A 26,173-nucleotide genomic window follows, 5' to 3' on the forward strand; every position below is an offset into this window, starting at 1 on the left:
GAGTGGCTTGTTGGGGTTACCGGGGAGCTGCGACGGAGTCACGGCTGACCAAGGGGCAACCCAGGATGGTTGGGTGGAGCGCCATCAAGGAGAGGTCGTCCTTGCCCTCAATGGCGTCAATGAGGTGTTCAGTGGCCCAGGCGCCCATCTCGTAGTGGGGGAGGGCCACAGTGGTGAGCCCGGGGTAGAGGTTGGCGGCGATGAGTTCCTGGTCGTCAAAGCCAACTACTGAAAGGTCTGCCGGGATGCTCAGGCCCAGCTCGGCGGCCGCCCGGTAGGCGCCCATGGCCATGCGGTCGTTGTAGCAAAACAGGGCCGTAGGCACATCAGCGCGGTCTTCCCGTGTGAGGATCCGTTTGGCCGCCTCATAGCCGCCTTGCACCTCGGAGATCTCGGACTCCACAGGTGCCGCATCGCCGTCGAGCCCTGCTTCGTTCAGCATGGCCCGGAAGGCCTGAAGCCGCTGGCGGGTGGCGGGAACGTCGTCGGTGTTGTTGATGAAGCCTACCCGGGTGTGGCCGGCGTCGAGGAGTGCCCCAACAGCAGCGCGGGCACCTCCGTCCTCGTCCGGGACCACAGCCGTGATGTTGCCGCCGATAGCGACGGAGTCCACCAGCACGGACGGGACGCTGCCCAGGTTGTGCGGGAGTTCCACATTGCGGTGGTACATGGTGGCATAAAGAATTCCGTCCACCTTCCGCTCCAAGAGAGCCTGGACATCCGCTTGCCTGGATTCCAGGCTGGCCGAGCCCGGGGTGTTGATGATCATGAGGTTGTAACCCCGGGCCTTGGCGGCCTCATCAGCGCCGAGAATAATCCGGCCGGCGTGGGGAGTGGTGGCGATTTCCTCGCTCACCAACCCCAGCATGCCGGTCCTTTGCGTGCGAAGGGCCTGGGCCAGGCGGTTGGGACCGTAGCCGAGCTCTTCGGCCGCGGTCCTGACCTTGTCTCTGGTTTCGCTGCTGATCCGGGCGTAGGACACCTCGTTGAGGACATGGGACACCGTAGTGACGGACACGCCGGCGGCGACGGCTACGTCCTTGATACCGATGGTCTTGTTACTCATCCGACTCCCACGTCCTTAAGGTTGGTGATGCCCTTTGGGGCTATCAGTAGGCTACTCGTTGATGGTGGCACTGGACTTGACGTGATTAGCCCTTGACCGCGCCCAGTGTCATGCCCGCCACGATCTTGCGCTGGAGCAGGAGCGTCAGCAGGATGACCGGGATCGAGTACACCGCAGCAAGAGCCGTCATGGATCCCCAGTCCAGGCCGAACTGGGTCTGGAAGTTCGCAATAACCACAGGCGTTGTCTGGGACCGGATGGCTGTCATGAGGAGGGCGAACAGGAACTCGTTCCAGGAGGCCAGGAAGGCGAAGATCGCGGTGACGGCGATGCCGCCGGAGACCACCGGGATTACTACCCGCCACAGGGCACCGAGCCGGCTGCAGCCATCCACGGTTGCCGCTTCTTCCAAGTCACGGGGGACCGATTCGAAGAAGCTGCACATCAGCCAGATGGAGAGCGGCAGCGAGATGGTGGTGTGCGCAATGGACAGTGCAATCGGAGTATCAGACAGGCCTACCGAAGCCATCATTGACGCCAGCGGGATGCCGATGGCCACGGGTGGGACCATTCGTGTGACCAGCGCGGCCATGATGAATACCTGGCCGCTGGGTGTCTTGTACCGTGTGATGCCGTAAGCGGCCGGCACGGCCAGGACCAGTGAAAGCAGCGTGCTGATGACAGCGGTCTGGATGCTGTTGATGAAAGAAGCCACCACGCCGCTGCGACCCAAGGCGTTGGTGTAGTTTTCCAGGGTCCACTCACGAGGGAGGATGGTGGGCGGAACAGCGATGGTGTCGATCGGCGTCTTGAACGACGTAAACAGCAAGTACAGGAAGGGGAACCCGTACAGGACCATGGCCGCGGCCAGGAGGATCCACAAGATGGTCCGGGTGCTGCGCCGGCCTGCCTCGAGTCCTTCTCGGTTGACCCCGCGCCGTTTGCGGAGAGGGTGCTCGGCGGTGGAAGCGTTCGAGGACGCCTGCCGGGATTTGGTGGCTACGCTCGCGTTGCTCATCAGTTGTCCTTTCCTGGCCGCCAGATGGTGGACACCGCGACGAAAGCGACGGCGAGCATGGCCAGCAGATAGAGGGTGCCCATGGCACTGGCGAGCCCGGGATCGCCGAAGCGGATCATGGTCCGATAGATCAGCAGGCTCATGGTTTCGGATGCCGACTGAGGGCCGCCGTTGGTTTGGATGAGGATGGTGTCGAAGGCCCTGGCCGCGTCGATGCCGCGGACCACGAGGGCCACGGCGATCACCGGGCGGAGGAGCGGAAGAATGATTTGGAACAGGAGCGCAGGTGACCGCGCACCGTCCAGGCGGGCTGCTTCGATGAGATCGCCGGGGATGTTTTGGAGGCCTGCGAACAGGACCAGGCACATGAAGGATGTGGTGAGCCAGATGTCAGGGACTGCCACGGAGAAAAGGACGATATTCGGGTCCGAGAGCCAGCCGATCTGGTTGGGGTTGGAGAGGATCCCGGCTTGGTGCAGGATGGTCCCGATGAGGCCGAAGTTGTCGATCATCAGGAACTTCCAGAGCAGGCCCGCCACGATGGGCGCGATCATCAGCGGGTAGAGGAAGACGGTCCGCCAAATTTGGGATTTGCGTCCCAGCGTGGTGAACAAGAGCGCCATGCCCAGCCCGAGCGCGAACTCGAGGGTTACCACCACCAGGGTGTAGGCGAGGGTTCGCCATCCGGCGCCCATGAACGCTTCAGAGGCGAAAGCTGCGGCATAGTTCTGGAATCCGACGAATTCACGGGCGCCGCCCGCAATAGGGGAAATCTTGTAGAAGCTGTCTGCAACAAGGCGGAACAACGGGTAGGCCACAAACACGGCCAGGAACAGTGCCGCCGGGGTCATCAGGTATAGGGCGAAGCGGCGATCGGTGATGCGCACGATTTTCTCTTCTGCTGGTTGGGGCCGCGGCCGGCACGGGGTTTATGGTTCCGTATGCCGGCCGCGGAGCTTTACTTTAGGTCGGACCCTATTTCAGGAGGTCCTGGATCTGCTTCTTGGCCTCGGCCAGGAGAGCCGTGGAGTCGCCGCCGGCCACTGCCTTTTGCAGGAGGGGAATCAGGACGGTGTCAACGATTTGCTGCCACTTGGCCGTTGCCGGGCGGGTGGCTGTGGCTTTGCCGTTGAGGGTTTCGATCAGCGGCTTGAAGCTCTCATACCCGGGCTGGTCCTGGTACTTCTCGAAGGCTGAGATGCGGGAGGCGAGGCCCAAGCTGGATTCGATACCCATGCTGTTGTGGTCGTAGGCGCACTTGACGAACTTCTTGGCTGCGTCAGTGTTCTTGGTTGCCTTCGGTACGGACAGGTACCAAGGTCCTGGAACACCTGCGACGCCGGCGCTGCCGCCAATCATCGCTGCGGCACCCACCTTGCCTGCCACCGGCGAATCCTTGGGGATCTGGCGGTAGGCGTGGGCCCAGAATCGGGTCATGGCGGTCTTACCCTGGTTGAACAGGTTCTGCGCTGCGGCCCAGTCAACCTGCGCAGCACCTGGAGGTGCGGACTTGGTCAGGCTCACGTAGAAGTCGAGTGCTTCCTTGTGTGCTGCGTTGTCGATGACGACGTTGTCGCCGTCAAGGACCATGGGGGAGCCGGCCTGCAGGACGTGGGCCAGCCATTCAGTTTCCACGGCACCCTTCACGTCCGTGCCGTACATGCCGTCCTTCGTGAAGAATTCCGAGATGTCCTGGTATTGCTTCCAAGTGGTGGGTACGGCGAGTTCGTAGCCGTACTTGGCTTGAAAGTCAGCCTTGTTCTTGGCGTCCTCGAAGAGGTCCTTGCGGTACAGGATGATTTCAGCGTTGGTCCAGGCCGGGAGACCGATGAAGTGGCCGTCCACGTTGGCTTCTTTGACGAGCGCGGGGAAGATGTCCTTCTTGGCCTCGTCAGTAAAGATCTCGTCGATAGGCTGGACCGCGTCCTTGAAGCTCGGCAGCCACACGGAGTCGAGGGCAGCGACGTCGAAGGATACGTTGCCCGAGGAGAACTCGCTGGAGAGCCGGTTGAACATGCCGTCGTAGGGCAGTTCGACAAAGTTGACGTCGATCCCGGCATCTTTCTTGCATTGCTCCGCGACACCGGTCAGTTCGGCGTGGCCGCCTGCTTCGACCAGGACGTTGACGCTGTTTGCGGAGCCACCGGACGGTGCCGGGCCCCCAGCTCCACATCCGGTTGCGGCCAAGGCGACGGCGGTGCAGACGCCGCCCAGTGTCAGGAGCTTGGAGATGGTGTTTCGAGTGGACATCGCTGTCGACTCACTTTCTCTCGAACGGAGTGGCAAAAACGGTGATGAGGTTCTTTGGGTGACAAATCGTTTTGCCAAAACGACTTGGCAAAAGTGTAGGCCGACAATATTTACCGTGTCAAGGGTCACGTCCACGCGCCCGGCAGAGCGGCGGCTGCCAAAATTCGTGCCGTAATTTTGGCGTTGACAGCCCTGATCGGGGCTCTTAGGGTTTCTCCCAACCCCCCTTGGATAAACGATTTGGCGCGCTAGTGACTGATCATGGTGCCGAGGCGAAGGGCTAGAGGACAAGAACTGAAGGAGATCCAGTGGGAACTGGCACCAAGCTTGAAATGACTGACCCGAGCCGCCGAATGCTCGTTGGGGCCGGAGCTGTGGGCACTCTGGCAGCGGCTCTGAGCCTCGGGATATCCCCAAAAGCAGAGGCAGCCGAAGAGAGCAAAGGAGGACCCTTCAACTCCCCAAACACCTATGACGTCACGGCCTGGAAGATCAAGGGAAATACCAAGGCAACAGCGCAAACTGATATTGGCGCCGTCATCAATGACATCATTGCCGACATCAAAAGGCGCCAAACGACTCCGGAAACCAGGCCAGGCGCTGTGGTCATCATTCCCCCAGGGGATTACGACCTTCGCACCCAAGTGGTGGTGGACGTCGACTACATCACCATCGCCGGGTTCGGTCACGGCTTCTTCTCACGCAGCATCAAGGACAACGTTGACACTACGGGGTGGTTGAACACTCAGCCTGGAGGTAGCCACATCCGGGTCCTGACGCCCACGTCTTCGCCCCAGGCCTTCCTTGTGCGTCGTGACGGGAGTCCGCGTCTCTCAGGGATCGTCTTCAGGGACTTTTGCCTTGATGGGGTTTCTTTCACCCCGGACGCGAACAGCTACAAGAACGGGAAGACCGGCATCGACGTAGCGTCGGATAATGACTCCATCCACATCACCGGAATGGGGTTCGTTTATCTTGAGCATGCACTAGTAGTTCGGGGTGCCGACGCCCTCCGGATCCACGACAACATGATCGCCGAATGCGGGAATTGTGTTGAACTGACCGGTGCAGGGCAGGCGACCATAGTGAGCGACAATCTGATGGGGGCCGGCCCGGAGGGCGTGACGCTTCTGGCCGAGAACCACGAGGGGTTGCTCGTCACGGGAAACAACTTCTTCCCCAGAGGACGCAGTCTCCTCGAATTCTCGGGTTGTAACCGATGCAGCGTTTCATCAAACAGGTTCCAGGGCTTCTATCCGGGCATGATGCGCCTTCTGAATGGATGCAAAGAAAACCTCATCACCTCCAACCACTTCCGGCGTGGCACGGAAGGATTCCCACCCTTTATCGATCGCACCAACGGGCTCGATGACCTCTACGGCGTCGTCCATACGCTGGGTGATAACAACCTCATCTCCAACAACCTCTTCGCCTACGATGTCCCGCCAAACAAGGTTGTCCCTGCCGGTGCCCAGCCCACCATGATCCTGATCGCAGGAGGGGACGGCAACGTCATAGCCACCAACCATGTGGTCAGCAATGTTGCCGCTCAGCACGTGGTTCTTGACGGCTCGACCACACGATCGAAGGTGCTCGACAGCGGAGCTGCGTCCACCATCACGTCCTACAGCCCGGACACTGCCATCCGGCCCACACCCTAACGCCGGAAGGGAAAGCACGGCAGGAAAGCACGACGGCGGCTGGTCGCCAAGGTGACCAGCCGCCGTCGTGCTTTCATGTCCTTTGACCGGATTCCTACTCCGCTTTGACCGCCAAAACCGGGCAGTCTGCCTCCAGCAGGATCCGTTGGGAAACGCTGCCCATGATGAGCTTGCCCACCGGGCTGCGGCGGCGGAGGCCGATCACAATCAGGCTGGCGTCATTTTCGTCGGCGGCGTCCAGGACCTCGGCCGCTGCGTCATGGCCGCGGACCGGCTGCTTGATGATGTGCTGGATTCCATGGTCCGCCAGCCGCTCCTCGATGCTTTGGATATCCGGTTCCTGGGCGTACCGGTTATCCACCAGGGCGTCGCCCTTGGAGGAGTTGATGACCAGCAGGGTGTCGTTGCTCTTCTTGGCCTCGGCAATGGCTTGTGTCAGTGCCGCTTCGCCTTCCGGTGTGGGGACGTATCCCACCACGATGGTCATGGTTTCTCCTGCTTCTGGTGGGTTGTTGTGGTTGATTCGGTGGGGGCGGCCGCCTCCGGTTCAACGGGAGTCGTGTGTCCGGACGGCCCGGCAAGCACTGGCAACGGCCGGTTGCGGCGGATGAGCTTGTAGATGAACGGCCACGCCAGGATGATCGCCACGATGATGTAGACCACGATCGCGATGGGTTCGCTGAAGAGGCCTGCGGGGTCGCCCGCGCTCAGTTGCAGCGTCTTGCGGAGCTGGCCTTCGATGCGCGGGCCAAGGATGACGCCGAGGATTAGCGGCAGGACCGGGAGCCCGAAGCGCCGCATCATGAAGCCCAGGGCGCCCAGTACCAGCAGGATCACCAGGTCGAAAGCCTGCAGATTGACCGAGTAGGCGCCCAGCGTGGCAAAGAACAGGATGCCTGCGTAGAGGTATGGGCGGGGGAGTTGCAGCAGCTTGGCCCAGACCGGCGCCAGGGGCAGGTTGATGAGCAGGAGCAGGAAATTGCCGATGAACAGGCTGGCGATCAACGCCCACACCAGGGGGCCCTGGCTGGAGAACAGCTGCGGGCCCGGCTGGATGCCGTAGGACGTAAAGGCAGCGAGCATCACGGCAGCCGTTGCGTTGGTGGGCAGGCCCAGGGCAAGCATGGGGGTCAGTGTTCCGGCAGCGGCGGCGTTGTTTGCCGCTTCCGGTCCGGCGACGCCCTCAATAGCGCCCTTGCCGAACTCCTCGGGGTGTTTGCTGAGCCGCTTCTCGGTGACGTAAGAGAGGAACGTAGGAATTTCCGCGCCGCCAGCTGGAAGGGCGCCAAACGGGAAGCCGAAGGCAGTGCCGCGAAGCCAAGGCTTCCAGGAACGCTGCCAGTCGTTCTTGCCCATCCATGGGCGGCCAACGGGAATGACGTGCAGCGGGGTCCGGCGCAGGTGGGCGGCAACCCAGAGCGCTTCACCCACGGCGAAGATGGCAACAGCCACCACCACAATGTCCAGGCCGTCCACCAGCAGGGGCTGGCCGAACGTCAGGCGCCGCTGGCCGGTCACGGAGTCGATGCCCACCAGCCCGATTGCGAGGCCCAGGGCCAGCGAAGCGAAGCCGCGGAGTCTTGAGGAACCAAGGACTGCGGTGACGGCAAGGAGGGCCAGAATCATGATCGCGAAGTAGCTGGGAGCGCCCAGGCTGACGGCGAATTGCACCACAATAGGTGCGAAGACGGCCAGCAGGGCAGTGCCGATGGTACCGGCAATGAAGGAACCGATGGCCGCAGTGGCAAGCGCCTGCGCGGCCCTGCCCGCTTTGGCCATCTTGTTGCCTTCGATCGCCGTCACCACCGACGACGATTCTCCCGGTGTGTTGAGGAGGATGGAGGTGGTGGAACCGCCGAACATGCCGCCGTAGTAGATACCGGCGAACATGATGAAGGCACTGGTGGGCTCCAACGCAGCGGTCACCGGCAGGAGCAAAGCCACAGTCATGGCCGGGCCAAGTCCGGGAAGGACGCCGACGGCGGTGCCCAAGAGGACGCCGATTACGGCGAACAAGAGGTTCATGGGGGTCAGGGCGGTGGCGAAACCGTCCATCAAGGAGGACCAGACGTCCATTAGAGGATTCCTTCCAGGAGCCCGGCCGGCAGTGCGATGCCCAGGCCGAGGTAGAAACCGTAGAAGGTCAGCAGGGCCAGGGCGACGGAAATGAGGCCGTCACGAATGTAGCGGCGGCTGCCCAGTGCCAGCACGCTGCCCCAGAAGAGCACCGTTCCGGAAATGACCCAGCCGGCCCAGTCGATGAGCAGGATATTCAGGATGAAAGCTCCTGCCAGGGGAAGGACAGTCTTCCAATCTGCAGAGTGGGCGAGGTCCACGTCTTCGCCGCCTTCGGCTTCACCCTTGCCGCCCCGGAGGACGTTGATGGCAAGGAGGATGGCGCAAATAATCAAGAGTCCGGAAACAATGAACGGAACAGTCTTCGGACCCACCGGGTCCGACTGGGAGTACGGGGTCACCAGGCCGTTCGCATCCAGGAAGACCAGGACGCCCACCGCGCCGAGCAGGAGGGCTACCCCCAGCTCGGCGCGGCCTTTAAGGCCTGTGGCTAAGGAGCTCACGCCAACCCGAGCTTGGTGAGGACGTCCGCCACCCGCTTGTCCTGGTCAGTCAGGAACGTCTTGAACTCGTCACCGGTAACGAACGCATCGGACCAGCTGTGGGTCTTGAGAGCTTCCTTCCAGCCAGCGGATGCGTGCATCTTCTCAAGGGCGGCGATCAGGGACTTCTTGTCGTCCTCGCTGATGCCCGGAGGGGCCACAACGCCACGCCAGTTGGTGAAGACCAGGTCAATGTTGGATTCCTTCAGTGTGGGAGCGTCCACACCGTCCAGGCGGTTCTCGCCACTGGTGGCCAGTACGCGGATCTCACCGGACTTGATCTGCTGCAGGTACTCGCCGGCACCTGAAGCGGCGAAGCCGAGCTTGTTACCGAGGATGGCCGGCAAAAGGTCGCCACCGCCGTCGTAGGAAACAAAGTTGACCTTTGTGGCGTCAATGCCAACAGCGCCGGCCAACTGCATCGGCAGGAGGTGGTCCGGACCGCCGGGAGAGGAGCCGCCGCCAACCGAGATGGAAGCAGGGTCGGCTTTCCATGCCTTCACTAAATCATCAATGGTCTTGTACGGGGAGTCTTTGCCCACCATGATGGCGCCCGGTTCCTCGATGAGCTTTGCCAGCGGGGTGGTTTCGGTCAGCTTGGACTCGGACTTGTTGGTGTAGCTCGCCCCAACAACGCCCAGGCCCATGAGCATGGTGAGATCACCGTTGCCCTTCTCGTTGACGATGCGGGCCAAGCCCACGGTGCCGCCCGCACCGGCAAGGTTGAAGACCTCGGTGTTGGTGGAGATTTTCTCGTCGTCCAGGACCTTCGCAGCTGCACGCGCCGTGGTGTCGTAGCCACCGCCGGGGGTGTTGGGAACCATGATCTGGAGGCCGGTGATGGGTCCTGCTGCGCCGGTGCTGTCAGAACTGGTGGACTTGCCTGTGGCACCGCAGCCGGTGGCCATCAGGGCGATGCCGGCGGCGACGGCGGCGACTCGCAATGCGCGGATCTGGCGCATGGTGTTCCTCTTCTCATCATCGAAAATTCAGTGCAGGGCGATCAGCGTTGTGCCCCGTTGATTTGATGCTAGGTCCGTAAGTGACAGGGATCACTCTTGTGTTCGCAGTGATCTTTAAGTTCATTGCGTTCACGGTTTTTGACGGTCTGAGCTGGCCTTCTGTACCACTGGGGTCTTCTGTGCCGCTGGGGTATAGTTCCGATACGCCAGGGGGAGCAGTTGCCCGCACCCCGCTCACAGGCGCCACCAAAGGAAACCAGCAGTGACGCGATTGACTCGACTGCCTCGAAGACGAGGGATGTCCTTGGCAGGGCAATACCTTGTGCTGCAGTTGCTGATCGTCCTGGCGGTTCTTGTTGCCGTGGTGGCTATTTCGCTGGCGCAATCCGCCGCCGCCTTCGAACGGACCGAAGGCCGCCGGGCGCTTTCTGCAGCCGAAGCCCTGGGCAACAACCCTACGGTGCGTGCACTGCTACCTGCTGCCGAACCCCGCACCGGATCAGCACTTCCCGCCGTTGCCGAATCTGTCCGCACCGTCTCCGGATCCTCCCACGTGGCGCTCGCCAGGATGGACGGCACCGTGGTGGCCTCCTCAGATCCAAGCCTGGTGGGGCAGTCGATGCCGCTCGGTGACAGCAGGGTCATGGAAGGCCGTGCCTGGACAGGCGTCCTGCCGGGCAGTAACGGTGCCGTACTTTCCGCCCACGTCCCCGTCCTGGACGACGCCGGAACAATGATCGGCATAGCCTCCATCAGCCGGAACTACCCTTCCACCATCGAGCGGCTGGGAGACGCCGTTCCCAACCTCCTCACCTATCTGGGCGTCGCCAGTGTCCTCGGAGTGGCCGGATCCCTTCTGCTGTCCCGCCGCGTCAAACGGCAAACCCTGGGCATGGAACCGCGGGAAATCACGGGGCTCGTGGAAAACCGTGAAGCGATGCTGCAGGGCCTCAAAGAAGGTGTGGTGGCGCTGGATCCCCACGAGCGCATCACAGTGGCAAACCAGAGCGCCCGGCAACTCCTTGGCCTGCCACCGGACTGCGTGGGTAAAAAGCTGCGATCCCTGCACGTGGATCCTGCACTGAAAATCGTCCTTACCCGTGAGCAGTCAGACCCCGATCAGCTGGTGCTCGTGGGGGAGCGGCTGGTGGTCATGAACCGCGTGGCACTGCGCTCGCACGGCCGCGACATCGGCTCCGTAACAACGCTGAGGGACCGGACCGAGTTGTCGTCCCTGGAGAGCGAACTCGGCGCCACCCGCACCGTCACGGACACCCTGCGGGCCCAAGCCCACGAGTTCGCCAACCAACTCCACGTCATCTCCGGCCTCATCCAAATCGGCGAATACGATTCCGTGGTCCAGTTCGTCAACGGCGCCACCGTGGACCGAACCAGGCTCAACGACGACGTCACCAGCCGCATCCAGGACCCCGCGCTCGCCGCCCTCCTCATCGCGAAAGCCAGTCTGGCCACCGAACGGGGCGTGGAACTGCAGCTGGACCCGCAGTCCGCGCTGCCCCGGGTGGACGAGGAACTCTCCAGGGACCTCACCACCGTGGTGGGCAACCTGGTGGATAACGCGTTCGACGCCGTTACCGGCCTTCAGGGGGCATCGGTCCGGGTGTTGGTAGCAGACTCCGGTGACGAGGTGGCCGTCACGGTCCGGGACAACGGCCCCGGTGTACCCTCCGGCTCCGCCGAGGACATCTTCCGGCAGGGCTTCTCCACCAAAGAGCCCGGCCCGGGAGACGCCCGCGGTTTTGGCTTGGCGTTGTCACGGGTGATCTGCCGGCGATCCGGAGGGGACCTGAGCTTCTCCAACGACCATGGAGCGGTGTTCTCTGCACGCTTCAGCAACAAGGGGGCAACTCAGCCGTGATTAAAGTACTGATCGTCGACGACGACTTCATGGTGGCCAAGGTCCATGCCGGGTTCATCCAACGGACGCCCGGCTTCGGAGTGGTGGGCGTAGCCCATACGGGTGCGCAGGCCCTGGTGGAGACCGAGGGGCTGCAGCCGGACCTGGTGCTGTTGGACATCCATCTCCCGGACATCAACGGGCTTGACCTCATGCACCAGCTCCGCGATATTGCCCCGGAGCTGGATGTCCTGGTGATCAGCGCTGCCCGCGAAGTGGAGACTGTGCGGAAGGCTTTGCGCGGCGGCATAGTCCATTACCTGATCAAGCCGTTCTCCCAATCCGACCTACAGGAGCGGCTGGAGCACTATCTCAGTGCTTACCAGGGCCTGGACGCGTCCAAGGTTGAAGCGGAGCAATCCGATGTAAACCGCGTCTTCGGGTTGAGTGTTTCCGAGCGGACCCTTCCCAAGGGCTGCAGCGTGGAGACGCTCGAATTGGTTGAATCGGCGCTCAAGTCTGCGCCCGGTGACCTCTCAGCCGCCGAGCTTGCAGAACAGTTGGGTACGTCCCGGGTCAGCGCCCGTCGTTACCTTGAGTACCTCCACGACGAGGGGGCGCTGGAGGTCAGACTCAAGTACGGCGTCGGACGCCCTGAAAGGCGATATGTGCTGAAGGGGCGGTGAGTCCTGAGGGGTGCGAATCAGTGCTGGTTGATATCACGACGGTGGCCCATGGCGACTACCATAACAATAAGTTGAGCGTCCCGGATCTCATAGATAATCCGGAAGTCGCCGGTACGGACACGCCAGTCACCACTGTTGCCGGATAGCTTTTGCCTCTGGCGGGTGAGGTGTTTCGGCGAGGAGTTCAATTGCAGCCTGAATACGTCGGCGTGCGTCCGGCGGGAGCTTTCGCAACTGACGGACGGCGGCAGGCGCGAGCTGCACTGAATAGCTCAAGCCAAGCCCAGCTCCGCTTTGACTTCCTCCCATGGCACGGCACCACTGCCGGTCTCGGTCATTTCGGTTCGAGCAGCTCAGTGCCGCGACGCGGCGACCACGGCGCAGCAAATACACCGGTTCGTGGCTTACTCGCGCGGTATCAACCGCTTCGGAAAGCCGACTTCGCGCAACAGTGACTGTCATCTCGCTCATACACCAATTAGGCTTTTCTACGCTGAAATGTACATTTCAGCGCTAGGTGCTCATGCGGTCGGGTTCCAGCCCAATGCCGGCCCCAGCTTCCCGGCGATGTCGCTAAGGATCTGCACGTAGTCCTCGTGGTCAAAACTGAACGGCAGGGCGAAGGCGACTTCGTCCACTTCCTGAAAGCCCTCATGGGCGTACAGTTGCGCGGCGATTTCGTCGCTGGTGCCAATAAGGTCCTTTGCGAAAAGCATGCCCTTGGGCCCCTGCGGAGCGCTGGTCCGCGGAGTGCGCTGATCGACGTAACGCTGGTATTTCTCCTGCTGGGCCGCGGAAGCCGAATCGGTGGGGATGACCACCAGGCCCTGCGAAGCCCGGGCGGTGTTTCCGGACGCTGCTGCGGCTTCACGGTACGCCCGGATCTGTGATTGTTGGACCCTGGCAAAGTCCGGTTCCTGGTCCTTATCCGGGAAAATCACGCTGCTGGACAGCAGATTGAAGCCGTTGGCCCCCGCCCATACGGCCGACTTCATGCTGCCCGCCCCGTACCAAAGGCGGCTGCGCAGTCCGGGTGAGTGCGGCTCCACCCGGTTGGAGTACTCCTCCACAACGCCCTGCTTGCCGGAGAAGTCCCTTACTTTTTCGCCTGCCACCAACCGTGCGAACCGGTCCACGCGGGCATATGAGAAGTCTTCTGATTCCGAAGAATCCGGGTACAGCTCATGCTTCACGGTGTGGTAGTTTATGGGTTCGCCCACGCTCAGCCCCGGATTGATCCGTCCCCCCGCGAGTAGGTCCACGGTGGCCAGGTCCTCTGCCAGGCGTAACGGGTTTTCCCAACCCAGCGGCGTTACTGCGGTGCCGAGTTCAATCCTGGACGTGCGCTGGCTGGCGGCGGCCATCACCGCCACGGGGGAGGAGATGCCGAACTGCAGATGGCGGTGCCGCAACCATGCGCTGTCGAACCCCAGCCGCTCGCCGAGTTCAATGATCTCCAGCGTGGATCGGTGCCCGGCGGCCGGATCGGTGGGGTCGAACAGGCCGATGGTGAGGAATCCAAGCTTGCGGAGGGTATGTTCTTGGGTTGGCATGGGCTTCCTTCGGGCTGGGCGTGAGGTTACTGCCCAGAATAATTGCCGGTACCGAGGACGACGGCGGGACGTTACCTTTTGTGATGGGTGCACGTTACGCCAAGCACAGCTTCTTCACAGCGACGTGACTGATGACGGCTTCCAAGGTTCAAGGTACCGCTTTGGTACCATCGAACCATGGCTATGAATCTGCGCGTCCCAGAAGACCTCGATCGACGGCTGGAGAAGTTGGCCGCAGAGGAACACACGTCCAAGTCCGCACTCCTGTTGCAGGGGGCAGAGTTGGTTCTGCAGCGTCATGCGCGTCGACGCGAAATCAGTGAAGGCCTTGATTTCGTGATGAGTCATGATGCTGAGCTGCTGACGCGCCTTGAGGACGCGTGACAGCGTACCTGGACATTGAAGACGCCCTTCACGTCGTTGACCGGTACGGCTTTCATATTCGCGATGTTGGCTTGTTGGCCTCGGCGTTGGCCAGGCCGGCTACAACTGTCATGGGAGCGGAAGCCTATCCTGATCTTGCAATTAAGGCAGCTGCGCTATTGGAGTCTGTCGCCCGGTTCCATCCCCTCATAGATGGGAACAAGCGAACTGCGTGGACGCTCATGGTGCTGTTGCTGTGGATCAACGGATATAAGCATGACTTCACCACGGAAAAAGGCTTCGAGCTTGTGGTTGGAGTCGCCGCGGGCGCCATCGAACTGCGGGATTCTTCCGCTGAGATTTCTCAGCACTTGGTGCCCCGCCGCTAGACCCCTACCGTCTTCAGGTAGTTCCGTATTCCGTCCACCACCATCTGGTGGTCCTCGTCAGAGCTCAGCCCCGAAACCGTGACAGCACCGATCACACCGGCTCCCCGGACGCGGATGGGGAAGGAACCGCCGTCGAGGGTGTAGTCCTCGGGGGCAAGCCATCCGCCGCCCAACGGGTTGCGCTCGGCGAATTGTTCACCCAACAATGCCGTACTGTGCTCGAATCGCAGCACGGCGGCGGACTTGCGGCGGATCCACTCTTCCTGGTCGCCCGTGGCACCGGGCAGGACGCAGCGGAACAGCACAATGTTGTGCCTGCGGATATCGATCGCGACGCCGAAGTCCGACGCAATGGCGTGGTTGGCGATCAGTGAGCCGAGTCGCCATGCGTCATGGTGATCGAACGAACCGAACACCAGTTCATCTTCCTGCTGCTTCAGCTCCACCATGCGTGCAGATTCGCTCATGCCGCGCCACCCCGGTCAGCGTCGTAGCTCAGTCCTACCTGGCGCCGGATTTCGTCCATGGCGGCCATGATGGCCACGGTCTCGGCTGGCGGCAGGATGGTTCCGGCAGTCTCACCTGAGCGGATCAGGCGTTCCAGTTCAGCAGCCTGATACTGCATGCCGCGGCTGGTGACGGGCTGGTCATACCGCTCAATGACACTGCCGTCCACGGCATGAACGGTGAAGGGAACCGGGTTGTACCAAGTGCTTTCTATGTCGATCCACCCTTCGCTGCCGATCACCATGGCACGGTTGGCGCTGGCGGCGTCGAGTTCGCAATCCACCATCGCCTGGGCACCACTGGCGTATTCGAAGATCGCTGCGGTCTGACGATCGACTCCGGTGGCCGACATGGAGGCGCTGGCCTTTATGGACGCAGGAGTGCCCAGGATGTCGAAGGCAAAGGAGACCGGGTAGATGCCCAGGTCCAGCAGCGCCCCGCCGCCCAGGGCGGGATCGTTGAGCCGGTGGGCGGGATCCTTGGGAAGGCTCTGGTTGTGGGTGGCCACCACCTTGCGTACTGCACCGATGGTTCCTGAAGCGATGATGTCCCGGAGGCGAATCATGTGCGGCAGGAACCGGGTCCACATGGCCTCCAGCGCCACGAGCCCCTTGGATTCCGCGAGGTCAACAATGTCCTGTGCCTGGCGGGCATTCATGGTGAACGCCTTCTCCACCAGGACGTGCTTGCCCGCATTCAACGCCAAGAGGGCGTTCTCATGGTGGAAAGGGTGCGGCGTGGCCACGTAGACCACATCAACCAGGGGATCTGCAACAAGGTCCTCATAGCTGCCATGCGCGGTGGCCACGCCGTGCTCCCCAGCGAACGACTCACTCGATTCTAACGATCGCGATCCCACGGCTTGCACCGTGAAACCGTTCTCCTTCAAGTCCTTGGTCTGGAGCCCTGCGATGAATCCTGTGCCGAGGATTCCCCAGCGGATTGTTCCGTCGGAGGTGCCGTTGCTGAGGGTCACGTGCTTAGTCCTTGCTGCTGAAGGCGGCGTCGAAGGAGGTCTGCGAAGCCGGGAAGTCGAACTTCTTGAGGGCGGCGAGGGCTTCGGGGGCGCCGTGGAGGCGGTCCATGCCGGCGTCTTCCCATTCCACGCTGATGGGTCCGTTGTAACCGATGGCGGTGAGGGCACGGAAGGACGATTCCCAGGGCACGTCGCCTCGTCCGGCGGAGACGAAGTCCCAGCCACGGCGGGGGTCGCCCCAGGGCAGGTGGGAGCCCATGACGGTGTTCCGGCCGGTGGGGCGGAGCTTGGTGTCTTTGCAGTCCACGTGGTAGATCCGGTCCTTGAAGTCCCAGATGAAGGACACGGGATCGATGCCCTGCCACATGAAGTGCGACGGGTCCCAGTTCAGCCCGAAGGCTGGCCGGTGGCCGATCGCTTCGAGGGTCCGGACGGTGGTCCAGTAGTCGTAGGCGATTTCGGAGGGGTGGACTTCGTGGGCGAAGCGGACCCCGCATTCGTCGAAGACGTCCAGGATGGGGTTCCAACGGTCGGCGAAGTCCTGATAGCCGGCGTCGATGACCTTCTCCGGGACGGGAGGGAACATGGCGACGTACTGCCAGATGGAGGAGCCGGTGAACCCGACGACGGTGTCAACGCCCAGGGCGCGGGCGAGGCGGGCGGTGTGCTTCATTTCTTCGGCAGCGCGTTGGCGCACGCCTTCGGGGTCGCCGTCGCCCCACACCTTGGACCCAACGATCGCTTCGTGGCGGAAGTCGATGGGGTCATCGCAGACGGCTTGGCCTTTGAGGTGGTTGGAGATGGCCCAGACCTTGAGGTTGTACTTTTCCAGGACAGCGAGTTTGGATTCGACGTAGCCGGGTTCGTCCCAGCGCCAGGCGTCCAGGTGGTCTCCGGAGACGGCGATTTCCAGGCCGTCGTAGCCCCAGCCGGAAGCAAGACGCGCGACTTCCTCGAAGGGGAGGTCGGCCCACTGGCCGGTGAACAGGGTGTACGGGCGGGGCATGTCAGGCTCCTTCAGTAACGGATGCGGTGAGCTGGATCAGTGAGCTTTTGGCGGCCGCGGACTCTTCCACGGCGGTCAGGATGTGCTGGACGTTCAGGCCCTCTTCAAACGACGGCGACGGCGACTCACCCGCGGCGATCGCGGTGAGGAAGTCGCGGATCTGGTGCGTGAATGTGTGTTCCCAGCCGATGACGTGACCTTGCGGCCACCACGCTTCCAGGTACGGGTGTTCGGCCTCGTTGACCAGGATCCGCCGGAAGCCTTGCTCACGGACGGGCACTGTGGTGTCCATGAAATAGAGTTCGTTCAGGTTCTCCAGGTCAAAGGTCATTGAACCAAGCGAGCCGTAGATTTCCAGTCTCAGGGAGTTCTTCTGGCCAGTCGCTACGCGGGAAGCTTCAACTGAGGCGATTGCTCCTGAGGCGAGCGAGAGGTTTACCCAGGCGGCGTCGTCGACCGTGACATCCTCCGGACCCTCTGCGCCGGGGCGCTGATCAACAAAAGTCTGCAGGCGGCCCGAAACCTCGGTGACAGCATCGTTCAGAAGGTACAGGACCTGGTCGATGGCGTGCGAGGCGATGTCGCCCAGGGCGCCGGATCCGGCGGTTTCCTTGCGGAGGCGCCAGGACATGGGGGACTGGGCGTCGGTCAGCCAGTCCTGCAGGTACGCGGCGCGAACATGCCGGACTGTGCCGAGACGACCTTCCGCAATGAGTTCCTTGGCGAGGGCTAGCGCTGGGACGCGGCGGTAGTTGAAGCCGATCATCGACTGCACACCGCGGTCCCGGGCCTTTGCGGCGGCTGCGGTCATCAGCTCGGCCTCACCCAAGGTGTTGGCCAGCGGCTTCTCCACCAGAACGTGCTTGCCTGCTTCCAAAGCCGCGATGGCGATTTCGGCGTGCATCCAGCCCGGTGCGCAGATATCGATGATGTGGATGTCGTCCCGTTCGATCACGGAGCGCCAGTCAGTGGCGGACTCGGCCCAGCCGTACTTGGCGGCGGCTTCCGCGACGGCATCTGCGTCCCGGCCCACCAGCACTTTTTGCTCGAAGGCCGGGACGTCGAAGAAGCTGGAGACGTTCCGCCAAGCATTCGAGTGGGCCTTACCCATGAAGGCGTAACCGATTGCCGCGACGCCCAGCGGCGAGGAGGTAGGAATAGTCATCTGGTTCCTCGCCGGCTCTAAAGGGTGGCGGTTTCGGGTGCCCAGTCCTCGGGGAGGGCGGCCGAGGCTGGTGCGTTGCTGGTGACGTCCACGAAAGTACCCGATTCCACGGATTCGGATATGGAAACCATGCTGTCCAGCACGTGGTAGGCGAGGTCGCCGGTGGCCCGGTGGGCAGTACCGGCACGAAGGGCGCGGGCCATGTCCAGAACACCCAGGCCACGGCCGTTGGCCGGACCCGTTGCAGGGATGATCTCCGGCTCTTCCGCGCCGGGACGCCAGAGCTTGAGGTCGCCGTCGAAGTAGTTCGGATCCGGGAGGGACAGGGTGGCCTCAGAGCCGGTGATTTCCACGAAGCCCATCCGCAGGCGCGGTGATTCGAAGGAGAAGACGCTGTGGGAGGACTGGCCGCCTTCGAACTGCGCCATCGCGGAGACGTGGGTGGGGACCTCGACGGCGAATTCCTCGCCTGCCTTGGGGCCGGAACCAATGACGCGGGTCGCTTTGGCGGAGGAACCGACGGCGGCCACCTTGCGGATCGATCCGAAGGTCTGGATCAGGGCGGTGAGGTAGTACGGGCCCATGTCGAACAGGGGGCCGGCGCCGTGCTGGAACAGGAACGCGGGGTTGGGGTGCCAGGACTCCGGGCCGGGGGTTTGGAACGTGGTCATGCCGGTCAGGGGTGTGCCGATGTCGCCGCGCTCAATGATGCGTCGGGCGGTTTGCAGCCCGGCGCCGAGGAACGTGTCCGGGGCCGTGCCCAGGCGGATCCCAGCGGCGTCGGCTGCCTTGAGCAGGCCGAGCCCGGATTCGCGGTCCAAGGAGAAGGGCTTCTCGGTCCAGACGTGCTTGCCCGCGTTGACGGCTGCGGTGGCGACCTCGACGTGCGCTGCCGGGATGGTCAGGTTCACGATGATCTCGACGTCGGGGTGGTTCAGGGCCAGCTCCGGGGCACCGAATTCGGGGATCCCGTATTCTTCGGCGCGCGCCTTTGCTGCCTCTTCGAAGAGGTCCGCGATCACCAGGACTTTCAGGTCCGGGAAGACCGTGAGGTTGTCCAGGTACTGCTTGCTGATGTTGCCCGCGCCGATGACGGCAACGCCCACGGGGCCTTTGCGGGTAGACGGTGCGAAGCTCATGCCTTGGCTCCTTCTGCTGCCTGGGTGTCGGTTGCAGCGTCTGCGCTGGCCGCTGCGGTGAGGTAGTTCAAGCTCTCGGTGATGCCTTGGAAGATGTCTCCGGAGTAGTCATCGAATTCCACCACGCCCACTTCCAGGGACTTGGCAGCGGCGATGACATCCAGCACCGGGACGGTGCCCTGGCCTGCAGGCTGCTGGGCTTTGGTGTCTGTGGTGGCCGGGCCGTCCTTGATGTGGATGAGCTTCACGCGGTCACCCAGGCGTGCCAGCAGTTCCACGGGGTCCTGGCCACCGACGGCAACCCAGTACGTGTCTACTTCAAGGACGAGTTCGGGATCCAGCAAACCTTCGAGGTACTCCAGGGCGGTTTTGCCTTCGATGGTGGACTCCAGCTCCCATGCGTGGTTGTGGTAGCCGACGCGGATGCCGTACTCGGCACCCTTCTTCGCTGCTGCGTTGAGCTTGGCCGCGGTGGCCTGGATGTCCTGGGCCGACTGCCAGTGCTCGGCGGGAAGGAATGGATCGATCACCGTGGTGATGCCCAGCTCCTTGGCTGCTGCAAAGATCTCATCCTGGTCCTGGCTCAACAGCGGGGCATGGCCGGACGGAGCCGTCAGGCCGTTCTCCTTTAACGCCGCGCCAAGTTCCTTGGCCGTGGCCACGAAGTTATAGGGCTCCACCTGCGTGAAACCGATCTCGGCAACCCTCTTGATGGTGCCTGGCAGGTCCTCCTGGATGGCATCTCGGAGGGTATACAGCTGGAGCGAATACGACATGGGGATCCTTTTCGGGAGTGCTTTTCCGGGATTTCAGGGCCTTGGCGCCAGTCTAGTGAGCACCCCCTCGGGGAGCCACCGATTCCGCACGTCAATGGACTGGACACCAACTCCTTTCAGCCTAAAGGGACTTTTGCCGAGCGTCTAGCAAAAGTTGCAAGAATTCCGCAAAACTTCTGCTGGATGACATGCATAAGCAATCATGCTTCACTAATTGCATGACATCTGAGGCCGGAATCGACGCCGGAAATAGCTCCGTGCCCGAAGCCGGCAATCTCTCCCGCGCCGGAAATCTCTTCCAACTCCTCCGCGACGGTAAGGCGCGCACCCGGGCTGAGCTTGCAGAAACCACTGGCCTTGCCCGCTCCACCGTTGCCTCAAGGATTGACGCCCTCATCAGCTCAGGGCTCGTCGGCCCTGCTGGCGAGGCGAGCTCCACAGGCGGCAGGCCGCCGTCGCGCGTTGCCTTCAACCCCGCCGCGCGCGTTGTCCTGGCCGTCGACGTCGGAGCTACCCACGTGATTGTTGCCGTCACCGATCTCGGCGGCGACGTCGTGGCCGAGCGACGGTTGACGCAGGAGGTCGCTGACGGGCCGGACGTGGTCCTGGGCCGCGTGGTTTCAGCGGGCATGGAACTCCTGGCCGAAGCCGGCCGCGAACCCGGCGAGCTCGCCGGAATAGGCATCGGCCTGCCCGGTCCCGTGGAACACGCCAGCGGCAGGCCGGTCAAGCCGCCCATCATGCCTGGCTGGGACGGATTCGACGTCGTCACGTACGTTCAGCGCTCCCTGCCGGTTCCAGTCCTGGTGGACAACGACGTCAACATCATGGCCCTCGGTGAACGCACCGCGTACTGGCCGGACCATGAAAACTTCCTCTTCATCAAAGTGGCCACCGGAATCGGCGCGGGCATCATCAGCAGCGGACAATTACAGCGCGGCGCCAACGGCACCGCCGGCGACCTCGGCCACGTCCGTGTGCCCCGCGGTGACGACGTCCTCTGCCGCTGCGGCAACCACGGCTGCCTCGAGGCACTTGCCTCAGGTCCCGCCGTCGCGCGTCAACTGCAGGCACAAGGGCTGGAAGCTGCCAGCGGCGCCGACGTCCTGCGACTCGTTGGCGAAGGAAACCTGCAGGCCATCCAGGCGCTTCGGCAGGCCGGACGCGATGTTGGCGATGTTTTAGCCACCGTGGTCAACCTGCTCAACCCGTCCATGATCATCATCGGCGGCAGCGTGGGGGAGGCGGGTGAGCACCTGGTGGCCGGGATCCGCGAAGTGGTCTACCGGCGGTCCTTGCCCCTGGCCACCACGCACCTGCGCATCGGCATTTCCATGGCCGGTCAGCGCGCGGCGATCCTTGGCGCCAGCCACCTGGTGACCCAGCATGTTCTGTCACCGTCCGTGATTGAGGCCACGCTCCAAGCGGCGGGCTAAGCCCTTCTTATGGGCTTCCGCGGCGTGGGAGCGTGATAGCAATGAAAGTGATGAGTACTTTCTTCGCTTCCCCGTGCGCCCAATGACCCGGTTCCTCGCCAGAATTCCCCGCGGCTGGCTGATCCTCGCGTGCATCGGCCTCATTGCCCTGAACATGCGCGGACCCTTCGTGGCGGTGGCGCCCGTGGTGGATTCGTTACAGCAGGATCTCGGATTCTCGCCTGTGGAACTCGGGCTCCTGACCGGCATTCCCGTGCTGTGTTTCTCCCTTGCTTCGCCTTTGGCTTCGTTGGCCGGGCGCCGCCTGGGCGCCGAATTCGCGGTGATGCTCACCCTGCTGGGGGTACTGGCCGGGGTGGTGATTCGATCCAGCGGCGGTGGCGCCTCGGTGATGGTGGGCACGGTCATCATTGGCGTGGCCATCACCATCGGCAATATTGCAGTGCCGCTGATCATCCGTCGAGACTTCGCACCGCGGCGTCAGGCAACCGCCATGGGCGTTTACACTGCTGCACTCAACGTGGGCTCATTCCTTACCTCCGTGGCCACCGCGCCCCTCGCCGAACTAGTGGGCTGGCGGCTTGCCCTGGCTGCGAGCGCTCTGTTGGCGTTGGCGGCCATTCTGTTCTGGGTTCCAACAGTGGGTGCGCGGCGGGCGTTTGTTCCCGCTGCGGTTCCCTTGCCTGTTGCTTCCGGGGCCGGTCCTGTTGCGGGTGTTCGCTGGCTGACTGTGGGCCTGACTCTCGGCTTCGCGGGTCAGGCGTTCTCCTACTACGGGGTCACCGCGTGGTTGCCCAGTTTTCTTGCCGACGAACTCGCCATGGGTACCGCCGAAGCCGGTGCGGGGTCCTCGCTGTTTCAGATTTTCGCGATCGTGGGCGGCCTGGGCGTGCCACTCCTGGCCCGTTTCACCAGTACGACGACGGTGGCGGTCACCTTGAGCGCGCTGTGGCTTACGGTTCCCGTGGGCTTGTTGCTGGCTCCTGGTTTCTGGTGGTTGTGGTCTTCGCTGGGCGGTGTTGCGCAGGGTGGCGGGATCACGGTGATCTTCATTGCCATCATCAAGTTTGCGCAGTCGCAGGCCGCGGCCGGGAAGATGTCCGCTGTGGTGCAAGGGGTTGGTTATTGCTTCGCCGCGTTGGCTCCCACTGTTGTTGGGTTCGTGCACAGTGAGACCGATGGGTGGACGGTGCCGCTCTTCGTGATCCTCGGCTCGGTGCTCGCGTTCTGTGTGTGCACCACCTTGTCCGTGCGCTGGGTGGCCCGTCAGCGCTGAGCTCTTCTCGCGTGCCCGATTCGGGGGTTCCCTGCGGAGGATGCCGTTCGCACGGCACGGTGTGCAGCGAGCCATCGAATCGGGAGGGCCCGGGCATAGAGAAGCCCCGCTGCTGGGCTGCCTCCCCGGCGGTCGGGGTCACTTGTTGCGAAAAGTGCAGGCAGCCCAGCGTCGGGGCTTGATTGTGTCGCTACTCAGTAGATCTAAGCGGCGACGAGCTCCTCTTTCGTGGCCTCTTCACGGGCCTCGGTGAGGAAGCGGGCGTACGCGGGGATGGTCAGGAAGGTGGGGAATTCTTCGGCCAAGGTGACTTCTTCGAAGATGGCGCGGGCGTCAGCGAAGCGGTCTCCGTCGAAGCGTTCCAGGCGGGCGTATTCCTCATCCAGCATGTCCTCCACCCACTGCGCGGTGATGATGTCTCCGTGGTCCGTGATGGCGTGGGAGTGGATCCACTGCCAGAGCTGGGAACGGGAGATCTCCGCTGTGGCGGCGTCTTCCATGAGGTTGTGGATGGCCACGGCCCCGTTGCCGCGCAGCCAGGACTCGATGTAGCGGATGCCCACCTCGATGTTCAGGCGAACCCCGCCCTCGGTGATGGTGCCCTCGGTGCTGGCGATGTCGATCAGTGCACGGTCATCCGGGGTGACGTCCTCGCGGGAGCGGTCCAACTGGTTGGGCTTGTTGCCCAGCACCTTGTCAAAGACCTCGCGTGCCACGGGCACCAGATCCGGGTGGGCCACCCACGAACCGTCAAAGCCGTCGTTGGCCTCGCGGGTCTTGTCAGCACGAACCTTCTCGAACGACGCCGTGTTCGCGGCCTCGTCCTTCCGGTTCGGAACCGCTGCTGCCATGCCCCCAATGGCCATGGCACCGCGGCGGTGGCAGGCCCGGACCAACTGCTCGGTGTAAGCACGCATGAACGGCTGGGTCATGGTCACCTGGCCACGGTCCGGGAGCACGAAACGCGGTCCACGGGTGCGGAAGTTCTTGATCAGGGAGAAGATGTAGTCCCAGCGGCCGGCGTTCAAACCCGAAGCATGGTCCCGAAGTTCGTACAGGATCTCTTCCATCTCAAACGCGGCGGTGATGGTTTCGATCAGCACCGTGGCGCGGATGGTGCCCTGCGGGATGCCCAGCAGGTCCTGCGCCAGGACGAAGATGTCGTTCCACAACCGGGCTTCGAGGTGGTTCTCGATCTTAGGCAAGTAGAAGTACGGGCCCTTGCCCTGGGCCAGCAGCCGGCGGGCGTTGTGGAAGAAGAACAGCCCAAAGTCCACAATGCCGCCGGCGATCGGCTTCCCGTCAATGAGCATGTGCTTCTCCGGCAGGTGCCAACCACGCGGGCGAACCACAATAGTGGGCAGGTCCTCGGCGGCCTTGAGCTTGTACTCCTTGCCCTCAGGAGAAGTGAAATCGATCCGCCGCTCCAGCGCATCCGTCAGGTTCAGCTGCCCCTGAATCACGTTGCGCCACGTCGGCGTGGACGAGTCCTCCATGTCCGCCAGCCACACCTTCGCACCAGAGTTCAGGGCATTGATGGTCATCTTCTTATCCACCGGGCCCGTGATCTCAACACGACGATCCTCCAGCCCGGGCGCCGGGGGAGCGACCCGCCAAGACGGGTCATTCCGGATGGCCTCGGTCTGCGGCAGGAACCGCGGATCCTGGCCCCCTGAAATCTGGTTGCGGCGGGCGTGCCGTGCCTGCATCAGCTCCTGACGACGATCCGCCGTCGCCCGATGCAACTTGCCAATGAACTCGAGGGCGTCCGGCGTGAGGACCTCGTTCTGCCGGCAAATGGGCTGCGCGGTGATGGTGATGCCATTGATAGTGAAGTTGTCAGTGAAGCTGTTCATTTCAATCTCTCCTATGAGAAGCAAATGTTCGACGGCGGCACGTCCGTGAGGTGCGCACGAGGCCGAAGGGCCGGTAATGCGGCAGCCTGCGTAAAGGGGCCCTGTATCCGCCCTCGACCGAGTTCTACGAGGTCATAGGGCGGATATGGGGATAGCAGGCAGAGCGTTGCCGGTCTGTAGGCCGGAGGTTCAGGCCGGGACCAGCTGCCGTCGGGTGTTGATTAGTGGAATTGGCCTTCTTCGGTGGATCCCACCAGGGCCAAAGTGGATGCGTTCGGGTTGAGCGCGGTTGCGATGTCGTCGAAGTAGCCGGTGCCGACTTCGCGCTGGTGCTTGGTGGCGGTGTAGCCGCGGGACTCGGAGGCGAATTCCTTCTCCTGGAGCTCGACGTAGGCGCTCATGCCTTCACGGGCGTAGCCGTGGGCGAGGTCGAACATGGAGTAGTTCAGGGCGTGGAATCCGGCCAGGGTGATGAACTGGAACGTGAAGCCCATGGCACCGAGCTCACGCTGGAACTTGGCGATGGTGGCGTCGTCCAGGTGCTTGCGCCAGTTGAAGGACGGGGAGCAGTTGTAGGAGAGCATCTGGTCCGGGAACTCCGCCTTGACCGATTCGGCGAACTTACGGGCCAGTTCCAGGTCCGGGGTGCCGGTCTCCATCCAGATGAGGTCGGAGTACGGTGCGTAGGCCTTTGCACGGGCGATGCAGGGTTCGATTCCGTTGCGGACCTTGTAGAAGCCCTCGGCGGTACGTTCGCCGGTGATGAACTCCTGGTCGCGCTCGTCAACGTCTGAGGTGATCAGGGTTGCTGCCTCGGCGTCGGTGCGGGCGATGACCACCGTGGGGGTACCGGCGACGTCGGCTGCCAGGCGGGCTGCGTTCAGGGTCCGGATGTGCTGCTGGGTGGGAATCAGGACCTTGCCGCCCAAGTGGCCACACTTCTTCTCCGATGCGAGCTGGTCTTCCCAGTGAACGCCCGAGGCGCCTGCGGTGATCATGGACTTCATGAGCTCGTAGGCGTTGAGCGGGCCACCGAAACCTGCTTCGGCGTCGGCGACGATCGGGACCAACCAGTCTTCAACGGTCTTGACGCCCTCGGCATACTCGATCTGGTCTGCGCGGAGCAGCGCGTTGTTGATGCGGCGGACAACCTGGGGTACCGAGTTGGCCGGGTACAGGGACTGGTCCGGGTAGGTCTGGCCCGAAAGGTTGGCGTCAGCGGCTACCTGCCAACCGGAGAGGTAGATGGCGCGGAGGCCAGCCTTGACCTGCTGCACCGCCTGATTGCCGGTCAGGGCCCCGAGGGCGTTGGTGTAGCCGCCGGTGGGAGCTTCCTCGGTGAGCTGCTTCCACAGCTTCTCCGAACCGCGGCGGGCCAGGGTGTGCTCTTCGGAGACGCGACCACGGAGGCGGACGACGTCGGTGGCCGAGTAATCACGGGTGACGCCTTCCCACCGCGGGTTGGCGGACCATTCAAGTTCCAGCGCTGCGGCCTGCTGCTCTGCGGACTGCTCTGCGGGTTCAAATGATGCGGTCATTTTTGATCTCCTATGTGGTGCCCGGGCCGGCCACCGCTGCGCCTTTGCTGCATTGGCCGGCTTGCCCGGGATCT

Annotated in this window: 25 protein-coding genes; 7 read left to right on the forward strand and 18 right to left on the reverse strand. The window is 63.0% G+C overall.

Features of this window, described 5'->3' with window-relative positions; all coding sequences use genetic code 11:
• Window positions 1-16: 16 nt before the first annotated feature.
• The 4 genes from LDN70_RS03380 to LDN70_RS03395 all read right to left on the reverse strand — a co-directional run bounded on the left by LDN70_RS03380 (window position 17) and on the right by LDN70_RS03395 (window position 4,334).
• The gene (locus tag LDN70_RS03380; RefSeq protein WP_223941732.1) at window positions 17-1,066 is read right to left on the reverse strand and encodes a LacI family DNA-binding transcriptional regulator; all 1,050 of its coding nucleotides are present in this window, start codon (window positions 1,064-1,066) and stop codon (window positions 17-19) included.
• Between the two features lie 85 nt (window positions 1,067-1,151).
• The gene (locus LDN70_RS03385) at window positions 1,152-2,084 is read right to left on the reverse strand and encodes a carbohydrate ABC transporter permease (RefSeq protein WP_223941733.1); all 933 of its coding nucleotides are present in this window, start codon (window positions 2,082-2,084) and stop codon (window positions 1,152-1,154) included.
• Window positions 2,084-2,971 carry a carbohydrate ABC transporter permease gene (locus LDN70_RS03390; protein WP_223941734.1) on the reverse strand — a complete coding sequence of 296 codons (888 nt, stop codon included), beginning with the start codon at window positions 2,969-2,971 and terminating at the stop codon, window positions 2,084-2,086. Before LDN70_RS03390 ends, LDN70_RS03385 begins: the two co-directional genes overlap by 1 nt.
• A gap of 88 nt (window positions 2,972-3,059) precedes the next feature.
• Window positions 3,060-4,334, reverse strand: a complete 1,275-nt coding sequence (locus tag LDN70_RS03395) for an ABC transporter substrate-binding protein (protein WP_223941735.1) — start codon at window positions 4,332-4,334, stop codon at window positions 3,060-3,062.
• A gap of 332 nt (window positions 4,335-4,666) precedes the next feature.
• Here LDN70_RS03395 and LDN70_RS03400 point away from each other — a divergent pair, with 332 nt between their 5' ends.
• Window positions 4,667-5,995, forward strand: a complete 1,329-nt coding sequence (locus tag LDN70_RS03400) for a NosD domain-containing protein (RefSeq protein WP_223942585.1) — start codon at window positions 4,667-4,669, stop codon at window positions 5,993-5,995.
• 94 nt (window positions 5,996-6,089) lie between these two features.
• Here LDN70_RS03400 and LDN70_RS03405 read toward each other — a convergent pair whose 3' ends face one another.
• The 4 genes from LDN70_RS03405 to LDN70_RS03420 are packed head-to-tail and all read right to left on the reverse strand — an operon-like array spanning window position 6,090 to window position 9,575.
• Window positions 6,090-6,482 (reverse strand): universal stress protein, encoded by a 393-nt coding sequence (locus LDN70_RS03405; protein ID WP_142936728.1) that lies wholly within the window; start codon window positions 6,480-6,482, stop codon window positions 6,090-6,092.
• Window positions 6,479-8,071, reverse strand: coding sequence for a tripartite tricarboxylate transporter permease (locus LDN70_RS03410; protein ID WP_223941736.1), 1,593 nt, complete (start codon window positions 8,069-8,071; stop codon window positions 6,479-6,481). The genes LDN70_RS03405 and LDN70_RS03410 overlap by 4 nt, the downstream gene beginning before the upstream one ends.
• Window positions 8,071-8,574: a tripartite tricarboxylate transporter TctB family protein gene (locus LDN70_RS03415; RefSeq protein WP_142936726.1), complete on the reverse strand. Its 504-nt coding sequence runs from the start codon at window positions 8,572-8,574 to the stop codon at window positions 8,071-8,073. Before LDN70_RS03415 ends, LDN70_RS03410 begins: the two co-directional genes overlap by 1 nt.
• Window positions 8,571-9,575, reverse strand: a complete 1,005-nt coding sequence (locus tag LDN70_RS03420) for a Bug family tripartite tricarboxylate transporter substrate binding protein (RefSeq protein WP_142936725.1) — start codon at window positions 9,573-9,575, stop codon at window positions 8,571-8,573. The genes LDN70_RS03415 and LDN70_RS03420 overlap by 4 nt, the downstream gene beginning before the upstream one ends.
• Window positions 9,576-9,873: 298 nt before the next feature.
• Here LDN70_RS03420 and LDN70_RS03425 point away from each other — a divergent pair, with 298 nt between their 5' ends.
• Both LDN70_RS03425 and LDN70_RS03430 read left to right on the forward strand, forming a co-directional pair.
• The gene (locus LDN70_RS03425; protein ID WP_223942586.1) at window positions 9,874-11,454 is read left to right on the forward strand and encodes a sensor histidine kinase; all 1,581 of its coding nucleotides are present in this window, start codon (window positions 9,874-9,876) and stop codon (window positions 11,452-11,454) included.
• Window positions 11,451-12,119: a response regulator gene (locus tag LDN70_RS03430; protein ID WP_223941737.1), complete on the forward strand. Its 669-nt coding sequence runs from the start codon at window positions 11,451-11,453 to the stop codon at window positions 12,117-12,119. Before LDN70_RS03425 ends, LDN70_RS03430 begins: the two co-directional genes overlap by 4 nt.
• 17 nt (window positions 12,120-12,136) lie before the next feature.
• Here LDN70_RS03430 and LDN70_RS03435 read toward each other — a convergent pair whose 3' ends face one another.
• Both LDN70_RS03435 and LDN70_RS03440 read right to left on the reverse strand, forming a co-directional pair.
• On the reverse strand, window positions 12,137-12,307 hold the full coding sequence (locus LDN70_RS03435) for a type II toxin-antitoxin system RelE family toxin (RefSeq protein WP_353618875.1): 171 nt from the start codon (window positions 12,305-12,307) through the stop codon (window positions 12,137-12,139).
• A gap of 333 nt (window positions 12,308-12,640) precedes the next feature.
• Window positions 12,641-13,672 carry an LLM class flavin-dependent oxidoreductase gene (locus LDN70_RS03440; RefSeq protein WP_223941738.1) on the reverse strand — a complete coding sequence of 344 codons (1,032 nt, stop codon included), beginning with the start codon at window positions 13,670-13,672 and terminating at the stop codon, window positions 12,641-12,643.
• A 177-nt stretch (window positions 13,673-13,849) separates the two neighbouring features.
• On the opposite strand from LDN70_RS03440, the gene LDN70_RS03445 reads away from it, so the two are divergent.
• Window positions 13,850-14,056 (forward strand): ribbon-helix-helix protein, CopG family, encoded by a 207-nt coding sequence (locus LDN70_RS03445; protein ID WP_223941739.1) that lies wholly within the window; start codon window positions 13,850-13,852, stop codon window positions 14,054-14,056.
• The gene (locus tag LDN70_RS03450) at window positions 14,053-14,424 is read left to right on the forward strand and encodes a type II toxin-antitoxin system death-on-curing family toxin (RefSeq protein WP_142936722.1); all 372 of its coding nucleotides are present in this window, start codon (window positions 14,053-14,055) and stop codon (window positions 14,422-14,424) included. The genes LDN70_RS03445 and LDN70_RS03450 overlap by 4 nt, the downstream gene beginning before the upstream one ends.
• On the opposite strand, the gene LDN70_RS03455 is transcribed toward LDN70_RS03450, so the two are convergent.
• Genes LDN70_RS03455 through LDN70_RS03480 form a run of 6 tightly spaced genes read right to left on the reverse strand, consistent with a single transcriptional unit; the run spans window position 14,421 to window position 19,993 of the window.
• Complete coding sequence (locus tag LDN70_RS03455; RefSeq protein ID WP_142936721.1) at window positions 14,421-14,891, reverse strand: heme-degrading domain-containing protein; 471 nt, start codon at window positions 14,889-14,891, stop codon at window positions 14,421-14,423. The genes LDN70_RS03450 and LDN70_RS03455 overlap by 4 nt on opposite strands.
• Window positions 14,888-15,907 (reverse strand): Gfo/Idh/MocA family protein, encoded by a 1,020-nt coding sequence (locus LDN70_RS03460; RefSeq protein WP_223941740.1) that lies wholly within the window; start codon window positions 15,905-15,907, stop codon window positions 14,888-14,890. Before LDN70_RS03460 ends, LDN70_RS03455 begins: the two co-directional genes overlap by 4 nt.
• 4 nt (window positions 15,908-15,911) lie before the next feature.
• Window positions 15,912-16,913 (reverse strand): sugar phosphate isomerase/epimerase family protein, encoded by a 1,002-nt coding sequence (locus LDN70_RS03465; protein WP_223941741.1) that lies wholly within the window; start codon window positions 16,911-16,913, stop codon window positions 15,912-15,914.
• Between the two features lies 1 nt (window position 16,914).
• Window positions 16,915-18,078: a Gfo/Idh/MocA family protein gene (locus tag LDN70_RS03470; protein ID WP_223941742.1), complete on the reverse strand. Its 1,164-nt coding sequence runs from the start codon at window positions 18,076-18,078 to the stop codon at window positions 16,915-16,917.
• 17 nt (window positions 18,079-18,095) lie between these two features.
• The gene (locus LDN70_RS03475; RefSeq protein ID WP_223941743.1) at window positions 18,096-19,217 is read right to left on the reverse strand and encodes a Gfo/Idh/MocA family protein; all 1,122 of its coding nucleotides are present in this window, start codon (window positions 19,215-19,217) and stop codon (window positions 18,096-18,098) included.
• Entirely contained in the window at window positions 19,214-19,993 is a 780-nt protein-coding gene (locus tag LDN70_RS03480; protein ID WP_142936716.1) for a sugar phosphate isomerase/epimerase family protein, read from the reverse strand. Before LDN70_RS03480 ends, LDN70_RS03475 begins: the two co-directional genes overlap by 4 nt.
• Window positions 19,994-20,211: 218 nt before the next feature.
• Here LDN70_RS03480 and LDN70_RS03485 point away from each other — a divergent pair, with 218 nt between their 5' ends.
• Complete coding sequence (locus LDN70_RS03485; RefSeq protein ID WP_223941744.1) at window positions 20,212-21,429, forward strand: ROK family transcriptional regulator; 1,218 nt, start codon at window positions 20,212-20,214, stop codon at window positions 21,427-21,429.
• An 82-nt stretch (window positions 21,430-21,511) separates the two neighbouring features.
• Window positions 21,512-22,705: an MFS transporter gene (locus LDN70_RS03490; RefSeq protein WP_223941745.1), complete on the forward strand. Its 1,194-nt coding sequence runs from the start codon at window positions 21,512-21,514 to the stop codon at window positions 22,703-22,705.
• 203 nt (window positions 22,706-22,908) lie between these two features.
• On the opposite strand, the gene aceB is transcribed toward LDN70_RS03490, so the two are convergent.
• On the reverse strand, window positions 22,909-24,561 hold the full coding sequence (aceB, locus tag LDN70_RS03495; RefSeq protein WP_223941746.1) for a malate synthase A: 1,653 nt from the start codon (window positions 24,559-24,561) through the stop codon (window positions 22,909-22,911).
• Between the two features lie 221 nt (window positions 24,562-24,782).
• Complete coding sequence (gene aceA / locus LDN70_RS03500) at window positions 24,783-26,099, reverse strand: isocitrate lyase (protein ID WP_223941747.1); 1,317 nt, start codon at window positions 26,097-26,099, stop codon at window positions 24,783-24,785.
• Window positions 26,100-26,173 lie beyond the last annotated feature (74 nt).

The sequence above is a fragment of the Arthrobacter sp. StoSoilB22 genome, assembly GCF_019977315.1.
In the GTDB taxonomy this organism is placed as follows: domain Bacteria; phylum Actinomycetota; class Actinomycetes; order Actinomycetales; family Micrococcaceae; genus Arthrobacter.

Coding starts and splice junctions, on each gene's coding strand:
- LDN70_RS03380 (WP_223941732.1), bottom strand. CDS start 1,066: ATGAGTAACAAGACCATCGGTATCAAGGACGTAGCCGTCGCCGCCGGC.
- LDN70_RS03385 (WP_223941733.1), bottom strand. CDS start 2,084: ATGAGCAACGCGAGCGTAGCCACCAAATCCCGGCAGGCGTCCTCGAAC.
- LDN70_RS03395 (WP_223941735.1), bottom strand. CDS start 4,334: ATGTCCACTCGAAACACCATCTCCAAGCTCCTGACACTGGGCGGCGTC.
- LDN70_RS03400 (WP_223942585.1), top strand. CDS start 4,667: ATGACTGACCCGAGCCGCCGAATGCTCGTTGGGGCCGGAGCTGTGGGC.
- LDN70_RS03405 (WP_142936728.1), bottom strand. CDS start 6,482: ATGACCATCGTGGTGGGATACGTCCCCACACCGGAAGGCGAAGCGGCA.
- LDN70_RS03410 (WP_223941736.1), bottom strand. CDS start 8,071: ATGGACGTCTGGTCCTCCTTGATGGACGGTTTCGCCACCGCCCTGACC.
- LDN70_RS03420 (WP_142936725.1), bottom strand. CDS start 9,575: ATGCGCCAGATCCGCGCATTGCGAGTCGCCGCCGTCGCCGCCGGCATC.
- LDN70_RS03425 (WP_223942586.1), top strand. CDS start 9,874: ATGTCCTTGGCAGGGCAATACCTTGTGCTGCAGTTGCTGATCGTCCTG.
- LDN70_RS03440 (WP_223941738.1), bottom strand. CDS start 13,672: ATGCCAACCCAAGAACATACCCTCCGCAAGCTTGGATTCCTCACCATC.
- LDN70_RS03445 (WP_223941739.1), top strand. CDS start 13,850: ATGGCTATGAATCTGCGCGTCCCAGAAGACCTCGATCGACGGCTGGAG.
- LDN70_RS03455 (WP_142936721.1), bottom strand. CDS start 14,891: ATGAGCGAATCTGCACGCATGGTGGAGCTGAAGCAGCAGGAAGATGAA.
- LDN70_RS03465 (WP_223941741.1), bottom strand. CDS start 16,913: ATGCCCCGCCCGTACACCCTGTTCACCGGCCAGTGGGCCGACCTCCCC.
- LDN70_RS03470 (WP_223941742.1), bottom strand. CDS start 18,078: ATGACTATTCCTACCTCCTCGCCGCTGGGCGTCGCGGCAATCGGTTAC.
- LDN70_RS03475 (WP_223941743.1), bottom strand. CDS start 19,217: ATGAGCTTCGCACCGTCTACCCGCAAAGGCCCCGTGGGCGTTGCCGTC.
- LDN70_RS03480 (WP_142936716.1), bottom strand. CDS start 19,993: ATGTCGTATTCGCTCCAGCTGTATACCCTCCGAGATGCCATCCAGGAG.
- LDN70_RS03485 (WP_223941744.1), top strand. CDS start 20,212: ATGACATCTGAGGCCGGAATCGACGCCGGAAATAGCTCCGTGCCCGAA.
- LDN70_RS03490 (WP_223941745.1), top strand. CDS start 21,512: ATGACCCGGTTCCTCGCCAGAATTCCCCGCGGCTGGCTGATCCTCGCG.
- aceB (WP_223941746.1), bottom strand. CDS start 24,561: ATGAACAGCTTCACTGACAACTTCACTATCAATGGCATCACCATCACC.
- aceA (WP_223941747.1), bottom strand. CDS start 26,099: ATGACCGCATCATTTGAACCCGCAGAGCAGTCCGCAGAGCAGCAGGCC.